Here is a 9660-nt window from a genome sequence, read left to right as displayed (position 1 = left end):
GACTTTGGAGGAGGTCCGTTCGCTGAAAAACATGGAACAAGCTTAGTTGGACCGTTGCTGCTAAATGTCAGCCCTTCTGGCGTCACTACGTCACCGAAGACGTTGGCCGGATGAGGATCGCCTTTGGGATCGCAGATGACGAGAGGCATCTTCAACAATGTCGGAAGTATGCAAGTAAAACGCTTTCATATGAGGGCACCTCTAAAAAACTACATCCGAAACAGAACCAAGTTCAGAGGTTTTCCGTTCCCTGTCGCTACGGAAAAGCGACTCCGGCGGCAGATCATCGCCCGTTGTCCAAATAAGATTGGACCGGGCCGTGGCGATATCGTATACCGCATCGACATATTCGATGCGACTCTGGATCAGAGCTCGCTTCGCGTCCAGAACGTCAATGTTCGAACCGAGCCTGGCCTCGTAACGACGGAAAGCCATTCGATAATCCTCCTGCGCCGTCGCCATCTGTTTTCTGGTCAAATCCAGACGTTCATGAGCCGAACGCAGCCTTATCCCCGCTTGAATCGCCTCCTGCTTGACTCGAGACGAGAGGTCCTCCAGAACATACAACAGCTCTCGCGCTGCCGCCTTCGCCTTGCGGACAGCCGAAGCTCCTTTCCCCCCATCGTACAGCGCCCATTGCGCCTCGATCTGGACATACCACCGATCATCGGCCCAGGAGCGGTCGTCACGATCCGAGTTCAGGCGTCCCGATAACGTGACTTTAGGCCGCAGCTGCCCAGAGGCGGCCTTGGTAAGCTGAGCGGCACGTTCCCCGTAAAAACGGTAGGCCCTCAATTCCGGACGCTGAGTCAGAGCCATACCGACGATGTCTCTGGACTCGAAGCTGTCCGGCAACACCGATTCATCCTCCATACCTGGAGCTCCAAGAATTTCGTCCTTTGCCAATGTCGAGCCCACTGCATGTTCCAGCGCAGCCCAGTTCACCTCAAATTCGCTCCTCGCAGAGACCAGCTCGATCTTGCCCTGATGGATGGACACATCCACACGAAGGACGTCTCCTCTCGGGATCATCCCTCGCCTAAAAAGCTTCTCGGCATGACGCTTGTGCTCTTCGGCAAGCATCAACGCCTCGTCCGCAACCCTAATCTTCGCTTTCGCCCTCAGGCAATCGTAATAGCGGACTCTCACCTCGTTCAAAATCTCCTGATACGTTCTGGCACTCTCCGACTCTACGGCTGAGAGTGCCAGTTTCGCCGCACGGCGGTTTGCCTTCAGGCTGCCTCCAGCATAAAGGGTCTGGATAAGGTTCAACGAGGCGTTAAAGGTATTCCTGTCAGTTTCATACCGGGCCGAGGCCCCGATGCCAACATTCGGCCTCATCACTGCCGCTGCACTGCAGACATCCTCTCGGGCCTGGACAATCTTCTCCACGGCTGCGGCGATATTGGGGTTGCTCCGCGATGCGATTTCCAGGATCCTGGCCAACCGGCCGTCACCAAAAGACTCAATGTTTCCCCTTTCCACAGGAATGGGATTCCCCGCCCACGATGCCTCCAAGACAGCAAATAAAAATCCAGGCAGAAGCACCCCCAATCCTAAAAACTTGCTCCAGATCGCAGAGCTGAAGAAAACGAGTCCTTTCGATCCCCTTCCTCCATTAGCATTCCATCCGTCTTGATTCACAGGACCCGAATCTGTCATAACAAATCCTTATGTGTTTCTGGGCAATCCGGCATAGCAAGCCCCTCCTCAAAATGTTTCCCCAAGCCGATATCGAATGCCTCACAGCATCCACACCGATGGAGTCGGACACAACAACCTCACAGACCACACCAGAACTCGGCATCTCGAAGCTCTGTTGCATCAATGCCACATCCATGCTCAAGCGAGAGCTCTCCAGTTCCGTAGCCTCAGAAGAAGCGGATGACATGATTTCAGGAGATGACGACAATCACATTAACCAACTGAAAATTTCACTCGTTCCTACGAGAGACTTCCTGAGGACGATCAATCTGATCCAAAGAAGCCAGAACGGAGGATCGACGAAATCCCCGGCGTTCCAATCGCCCAGCAATCTGACGGACGCTCAACCCTCTGTCAAACCACTCCATAGCAAGGCCCATAGCACGATCGTCGTCATCGACGACGATATCATCCATAGCCCGCTTAATTACATCCACTGAAAGCCCCCTGGCCCGCATATCATCCTGAAGCCTTCGGCGGGACCATTCGGGGTGCCCCTCCACAAAGAGGACTGCATAGGCATCATCGTTCACCAGCCCGAGGGACTCATAGGTATCCAGAAGCGCACAAACGACCTCGACAGGGCAGCCTCGACGCTCTAACTTCCGTTCCAGTTCTCGACGGGTATACGCCCCTCGGACCAGGAGCCTTTGAAGGTAGGTCTCGATGTCTGCGCTCGTCATGGGGTCGCCGCCAGATTCAGTTTTTCGCCATATCGCCGGTAGACCAACTCCCCCAAGGCTGGCATTGCCTTAAGGTTCGGATCCTCCTGAATCAGCTGAAAAGCGCGTTTTCTAGCCAGCACCAGAAGCTCAACGTCCCGAACCAGGTCGGCCACCTGAAAATCGGTAACTCCGTGCTGACGAACGCCACATATCTCACCTGGTCCTCGAATAGCGAGGTCAGCCTCGGCTATGGCAAATCCATCGGAGGAGGAGCAAAGGGCATCGAGCCGCTTGCTTCCCCTGGACGTCCCAGGAGAACCAAGCAGGAAACACCAGGACTGAACGTCACCTCGCCCCACTCGACCCCGAAGCTGATGAAGTTGGGAGAGACCGAAGCGCTCAGCGTTTTCGATAACCATAACCGTGGCCTCCGGAACATCGACCCCTACCTCAATCACAGTGGTGGATGCCAGAAGAGGCCTCTTTCCCGACGCAAAGGCTTCCAGCGCCTGGAAGCGATCGTTCGACGTCATTCGACCGTGGAGCATCCCTACCCGATCTCCGAACCTGGATGTCAACGATTGATACCGTTCATCCAGAGGACGAACATCCAGGTGTTCGCTTTCCTCAATGATGGGGCATACCCAGAAAATCCGATGCCCCTTATCCATCTCTCTAGCCATAAATCCGTAGAGGTCGTCCTGTCTGTGAGAAGCGATCCATCGGGTTTTCACTGGCATTCGCCCCAAAGGCATGGATCGGATCACGGACACAGCCAGATCTCCGTAAACGGACATCGCAAGCGTTCGGGGGATAGGGGTCGCCGTCATGACCAGAACGTGAGGATCCAGCCCCTTCTTTCCCAAAGAACCCCGCTGGAGGACGCCAAATCGATGCTGTTCGTCGATAACGACCAACCCCAGACGGGCAAATCTCACGTCCTCTTGGATCAGGGCATGGGTTCCAACGACGATATGGGCATCACCACGGGCGATGGCCTCCAGAAGTTCTTCTCGACGGGAACCGCTTCCTCCCGTAAGGGTAACGACCGACACACCCATCGGAGCCAGCATGGTCTCCAGACGCAAGCCATGTTGTTGGGCAAGGATGGAGGTAGGCGCCATAAAGGCCGCCTGATACCCGGCATCAACCGCCTGAAGCATGGACAGGAGAGCCACCACGGTCTTGCCTGAACCCACATCTCCCTGGAGCAAACGATTCATTGGGACGTCAGAAGACAGGTCCTCCGCAATCTCAGACAGAACAGACCGCTGGTCCTCAGTGAGATCGAAGGGAAGCTCGTCTTCAATCCGTCTCCGAAGAACCCCGTTGGGAGGCAGAAACGGGGCACCTCGTCTCTGAGAGAATCGTCGACGCCGAAGGGCAAGCCCAACCTGGAGAGCGAAAAGTTCGTCAAATGCCAGACGCCGCCGAGCCGTCCTCCAAGCGTCAGGAGACGAGGGACGATGCATCTCTCGAACCGAATCCTCCAACGCCGCCAACTCAAGATCCTTTTTAAAATCCAAAGGGAGAGGATCAAACAGGTCAAGATCCCCCTCCAGCAATCGGGCCACCACGCTTCTCAACCATTGATCGGTTAAACCTGCCGTGAGAGGATAGACGGGGACGATAGTACCAACGATCCTCGGAACCTGACCATTCTCGAGGATCTCAAACTCAGGAGCGACGAATTGAAGAAGGTTTCGATCAACAGACACTCGTCCGAAAAGAGCTACCGAGGTTCCAGAGGAGAGAAGCCGATCCAGTCCCTTTCTGTTAAACCATAGAGCAGAAGCCAGAGAAAGACCGTCGCTGAGCATGGCCCGGGTCAGGGGCATTTTTTTTCGACCAGAAATGAGATTCTCAACGGAGACCACCGTGGCCACGGAGCCTGCTGTGCTATCGGGACACAGGTCTTTCAAGGCGGTCAGTTTCCGACGATCCTCATATCGACGTGGGAAAAAAAAGAGCAGGTCCCCAATTGTTCGAACACCCAGCTTCTCGAGCCGAGCCCCTCGAACGGGACCCACTCCACTAAGGGAATGGATGGACCTTTCCAGGTCGATCAGGGGAATCCCTCCTCGTCCTTCCGCTCTGAATCATCGACCAAACTCGCAAAACGAGCCAGAAGCGACCGGAAATCTGCCAAGAACATGGCCCTGTTTTTTCTGGCATCACCATACTCGCGCAGGATGTCCTCCTTGGCGTTACGGGCCTCAGCAATCAGGCCCTCGGCCCGACTTTTGGCTTCAGCCACGATGGCATCGGCCTCCTTCTTGGCCGAACCAACCCGCTCCTCCGAGCTGCGCTGTGCCATCAGAAGAGCCTCTTGGAGAGATTCCTTAAGGGTATCATACTCACCAAGTTTTTCCTGAAGCCGATGAATCTCCTGCTCCAAAGTTGATTGACGCTCGGCCACATATTGAAGAGTATCGGCCACCCTGTCCAGGAACGCCTCTACCTCCTCAGGCTGATACCCCCGAAGAGCCTTGGAAAAGGTGATACTCTCAATATCCAATACCGTTACAAGACTAGACACCAGGAACCTCCTGAGAGTCCGGCAGATCGCCTATAACCCACTCTTCACAGGCAGTCTTCACCGGCGTGGCCAAAAAGGCCGTCCGAGACACCCGAAGCAAAGCCCCATGAGAAGCAGCGGTCACCTCATGAAGCCCCGAAAGGAAGGCATTGCCTTCGTCCAGATCCACACCCTGAAGATCCACAAGAACCAAGCGTCCCTGACGCACAGCGCTGATAAGCTCGTCTTTCAGCTCGGCACAGGCGCCCCCTCGACATAAAACAACTTCAGCCTTGGTAGGAAGGGGACTCATCACCCGCTGCATCCTCTCACTCTGGGAAAGATCCTGAAGGGATTCTCCAGTCTTACTCTCTCCTTCTTTGTGAGATGTGACCACGATTTCATCGTCGTAGTCATCGGACATTCCTAAAAGTTCAAAAAGCCGATTCAACATATCTTCTCGTGCCTCCGTTCCCGTTCGCCGAAAAGAGCTGCCCCCAACCGTACGATGGTGCTCCCTTCCTCGACCGCCAGTTCGTAATCTCCGCTCATCCCCATCGATAGTTCGGGGAAGGGACGTCCCATCGCAACGACCGCCCGATCCCGTATCTTTCGCAAAGCAGCAAAGGCCCGCGCAACAGCCGATTTATCGTCTGAGAGGGGCCCCACCGTCATAAAGCCTCTCACATCCAGAGATAAACACCGAGAGAGTACGGCCTCTGTTAGAGAGATAGCATCGTCCTCAGAGACGCCATGCTTCGACACCTCGCCCGAGGTATTCACCTCAATGAGGACCGGATACGCCGTTTTTTTCGCTTCCAAGAGAAGACGATCGACGGCCTCAGCGAGACGCAGACTGTCCAGCGTATGAATCATATCAAAAAGAGCTACCGCTTTTTTAGCTTTGTTGCGTTGAAGATGACCGATAAGGTGCCATGCCATGGGTACATCGTCAGGCCATAGCTCAATCTTGCCTTCAGCCTCCTGAACCCGATTTTCCCCAAAAGCTAACAGAAGACCAGTTTGAGCTGCCGGAAGAATCTGATCCACAGAGTGAGTCTTCGTGACCCCGATGAGACGAACATCCTTCGGAGAGCGACCTGAACGCCGGGCAGCTTCGGCAATCCGCCCCAAGGCAGTTTCTATTCGAGCTCGCTGTCCTTCAAAGTCTACCACAGACGGACCCTCCCTTCTCGTGCAGCCGTTCCATTCAATAATACAAGACTCCCGGGGTTTAATCCAGCCTCGACGAAAAAATTCCCCCCATCCATTGGCACTCCCTGAACAACGTGAAAAGAAGCCCTGTCCCTTCTTACTACGAATACACCCTGTTTCCCATCGCGGATCACCACCGATGACTCGGGAATCTCCACGCCCCGAGCCTCCCCCTGGTTGACATAAAGAACGACTTCTCGACTCTGCACCATATCGACGGGAAAAAACGGCACGTTCAGGTAAAGCTTCACGGTCGGACCAAACTCCTGAGCAACCCTGACGTTCCCTTGATAGGGCGCATCCAGAGGATTCAGACGAATCTCCACCGCCCCCCCCTGTATATCCGACTGAAGTGAATCCGTCAAAGAAGAATAGAGAATACACCGCAAAGTCTGAGGTTGAGGAATCAGTTTGCCGATAATCCGATCCGAGCGACACTCCATGAGGTCGGAGAACCAGATGATCGGTGAAATCTCGGGTAGTGACGCCGAACCGGGCCACAGAGACGAGTATCGCCATCTCCCCTCGAGACCATCCAGTCCAGGGACAAAATAGCCTTTTCGAGATGCATACACCGGGATGTTTTTTCCGCTTTTCAAAACAGTGGCCACTAGATCGCCCTTCCCTACCAATACAGGCGTTGAACCATACGTATAGTGGACCGCGCCTTTGACCCTAGCCCGAACAAGCTCCTCCCTCCAGAGAAGGAGAGCTCGCACCGGAACGTCTTGACGGAGAAACATCGGCCTCGCCGTAGCCATCTCAGGGACCCCAACGGACGTATGCCACCACCACATCCCATACAGAGAGACAACGACAATTAACACCACAGTGACCGACAAGCGGTAGACCATCTGACGTCCTGAAATCAACAGACTTCCTCCTCACATGCACAAAACATCATCATTCATTGTACCTCAGAGCCCCACTCTCTGCTCACCCTATTCCATGCCCCCACAAAAAATAAACATGCGAAAATAGCTTAAAATCAAAAATTCGCACCTGATGTCACTTAAAAAAACAAAAAAACAGCCATAATAATTGCAAAAACAGGCAATCGATGATATAAACAACTATCTTTTTCCAAAATAGAGAGAAGAGGTGGCAATACTATGGCTACGACGAGACCCAGGGAAATTTTTAAAGTGAATGTCTTCGATAGGAAAATAATGAAAGAGAGACTCCCCGACGAGATCTACAGAAAACTCGATACAGCCATCGAAGGAGGACAGAAACTGGATCTTTCCGTGGCCGATTTCGTCGCCACAGCCATGAAAGAATGGGCCGTCTCCAAGGGAGCAACCCACTACACCCACTGGTTTTTGCCCCGAACCGAGGCTACAGCAGAAAAACACGTGGCCTTCTTGACCACCGACGAATCAGGGACTCCATTGGATGCTTTCAACGGTATGGAGCTTGTCCGAAGCGAACCCGATGCCTCATCGTTCCCGTCGGGCGGTATCAGATCTACTTTCGAAGCTCGAGGATACAGCACATGGGATCCCTCAAGCCCCGCATTTATAGTCAAAAGCCCCAAGGGGGGAACTCTCTGTATTCCCTCGGTCTTCATCTCATACGACGGCACCCCCCTGGACATGAAGACGCCCCTCCTGAAATCCATCGATGTTATAGGGAAAGAGGCCATGCGCCTTCTCAAACTCTTCGGAAACAGAAGCGTACGGTCAGTGGATGTGACCGTGGGAGCAGAACAGGAATACTTTCTTGTGGACGAGGAAAAAGCGAGGAAGCGCCCAGACCTGTTGGCCTGTGGCAGGACGTTGATTGGAGCAGCATCTCCCCTGGAACAGACCGTAGAGGCTCATTATCTTGGGGCCATTCACCCAAGAATTCTGGCCTATATGGAGGATGTGGAGAGGGATATGTATCGACTGGGGCAGGTACTCAAAGCACGACATAACGAAGTCGCACCCTGTCAGTTCGAGTTCGCACCAGACGTCAGCGAGGGGAACCTGGGATGCGATCAGAATCATATTCTCATGGAAACTATGCGCAAGATGGCTCTTCGACACGGATTTCGGCTGCTTCTCCACGAAAAGCCCTTTGCTGGCGTCAACGGCAGTGGCAAACACTTAAACGTATCCCTCCGGGACAGCGAAGGACGAAACCTTCTGAAACCATCGTCAAATCAGCGAAGAAATATACAGTTCCTGACATTTCTCTCCGCCTTTCTCCTGGGCGCAGCCCGATACGATGGCCTCCTCCGAGCCTCCATCGCCTCACCAGGGAACATGCACAGATTGGGAGGAAACGAGGCTCCGCCGGCTATCATGAGCATCTATCTGGGCGAGCTTCTCACACAGATATTGGAAGGGATTGAAAGCGGACTTCCCGATCAACTGCCGTCACAATCAATTCTGGACCTTGGTTTAAACCGTCTGCCGTCGGTCCTGGCCGATAATGCCGACCGCAATCGGACCTCTCCCATCGCTTTCACAGGAAACAAGTTCGAGTTTCGACCCGTGGGAGCTCCTCAAGCCCTGGCCGGCCCTCTGACAGTTCTTCTGGCAGTCTGGAGTAAGGGAATGCAGGAAATAAGCGACATGATAGAACGGCGCACCGCCGACGGCATGGAGATCTCGGACGCAGCCCTGGAAGCCATACGCCATGGAGCTGCCGAAAGCCGTTCCATCCGATTCGAGGGAAATGCCTATTCTCTGGATTGGCTCAAGGAAGCTAGAAAACGTGGGCTGACCGTGGCCGAATCCACTCCAGAGGCGCTGGATCAGTACCTGGTACCTGAGAACAAAGCTCTTATGGCAGAGTTGAATATCATGAGCGAGAGGGAGATGGAGGCATATCACGAAATCAGGATAGAACAGTACGTCAAGGCAGTGGACGTGGAGATGGGAATCCTGGCAGCGATGATCCGCGAGGGCGTTCTACCGGCCATTACACGGCAGATCACGCTTGAAAGCAACGCCCTGAGAGCTCTTCCAGAAAATCTGATCGAGAGCTCCACCCCTTGGACAAAAGCTCTTCAGGAACTTGTCACACTGAAGAACGGCCTGATCCTCAGCGTTCAAAAACTAGACAACCTGCGACGACGGAGAAGCTACTCAGGGCTACTGGATAAAGCAAGAGACATCACCGAGAACGTATTGCCTCTCATGGCCTCCATCCGAGGAATGAGTGATTCTGCTGAGCTTCTGGTGGCCGGCGATCTGTGGCCATACCCACGATACAGGGATCTTTTCACGACGGATTAGAGATCTCTGCCTGATGAACCACACAACAAAGATGAACGACAAATTTGGGTACCATCTACCACGTTGTGCTGATCGTTCTTCATTCTGGATTGAGCTCCCGTATCTCGGCCTTCGATCGTTCATTTAAGCGATTGACGAGGCGCTGGGTAAACGTGACAGGCAGTAAGTGCCCCGTTGGATATGATCACCCTGCCTGCTCCTAAGCGTTCCGCTGGTATTTTTGAGGGAACAGCAGGCAGGTAGGAGAAGAGATCTGGGGCGCCTCCTGATCCGTTCAGGGACGCCCCGTTTTTCTTTATGCAATCACATTTGGGAAGGCTAACGTGGCCGC

Annotated in this window: 7 protein-coding genes; 1 reads left to right on the top strand and 6 read right to left on the bottom strand. The window is 53.9% G+C overall.

Features of this window, described 5'->3' with window-relative positions:
* Window positions 1-201 precede the first annotated feature (201 nt).
* The 6 genes from CSA35_04460 to CSA35_04435 form a co-directional block, all read right to left on the bottom strand.
* The gene (locus CSA35_04460; protein ID PIE54872.1) at window positions 202-1662 is read right to left on the bottom strand and encodes a hypothetical protein; all 1461 of its coding nucleotides are present in this window, start codon (window positions 1660-1662) and stop codon (window positions 202-204) included.
* A 272-nt stretch (window positions 1663-1934) separates the two neighbouring features.
* Window positions 1935-2387, bottom strand: a complete 453-nt coding sequence (locus tag CSA35_04455; protein ID PIE54871.1) for a hypothetical protein — start codon at window positions 2385-2387, stop codon at window positions 1935-1937.
* Entirely contained in the window at window positions 2384-4438 is a 2055-nt protein-coding gene (locus CSA35_04450) for an ATP-dependent DNA helicase RecG (GenBank protein PIE54870.1), read from the bottom strand. The genes CSA35_04455 and CSA35_04450 overlap by 4 nt, the downstream gene beginning before the upstream one ends.
* Window positions 4435-4935, bottom strand: a complete 501-nt coding sequence (locus CSA35_04445) for a cell division protein (GenBank protein PIE54869.1) — start codon at window positions 4933-4935, stop codon at window positions 4435-4437. The genes CSA35_04450 and CSA35_04445 overlap by 4 nt, the downstream gene beginning before the upstream one ends.
* A complete protein-coding gene (locus tag CSA35_04440; protein ID PIE54868.1) occupies window positions 4901-5341 on the bottom strand; it encodes a hypothetical protein in 441 nt (146 codons plus the stop codon). The genes CSA35_04445 and CSA35_04440 overlap by 35 nt, the downstream gene beginning before the upstream one ends.
* Entirely contained in the window at window positions 5335-6621 is a 1287-nt protein-coding gene (locus CSA35_04435) for a YggS family pyridoxal phosphate-dependent enzyme (GenBank protein PIE54867.1), read from the bottom strand. Before CSA35_04435 ends, CSA35_04440 begins: the two co-directional genes overlap by 7 nt.
* Before the next feature lie 593 nt (window positions 6622-7214).
* Between CSA35_04435 and CSA35_04430 the strand changes: the two genes are divergently transcribed.
* Window positions 7215-9329 carry a glutamine synthetase type III gene (locus CSA35_04430; protein PIE54866.1) on the top strand — a complete coding sequence of 705 codons (2115 nt, stop codon included), beginning with the start codon at window positions 7215-7217 and terminating at the stop codon, window positions 9327-9329.
* The last annotated feature ends 331 nt before the right edge of the window (window positions 9330-9660 follow it).

The organism is Dethiosulfovibrio peptidovorans (genome assembly GCA_002748665.1).
Taxonomy (GTDB): domain Bacteria; phylum Synergistota; class Synergistia; order Synergistales; family Dethiosulfovibrionaceae; genus Dethiosulfovibrio; species Dethiosulfovibrio peptidovorans_A.
Note: the sequence above shows the minus strand (reverse complement) of the source record. Positions and strands in the feature narration are given on the sequence as shown.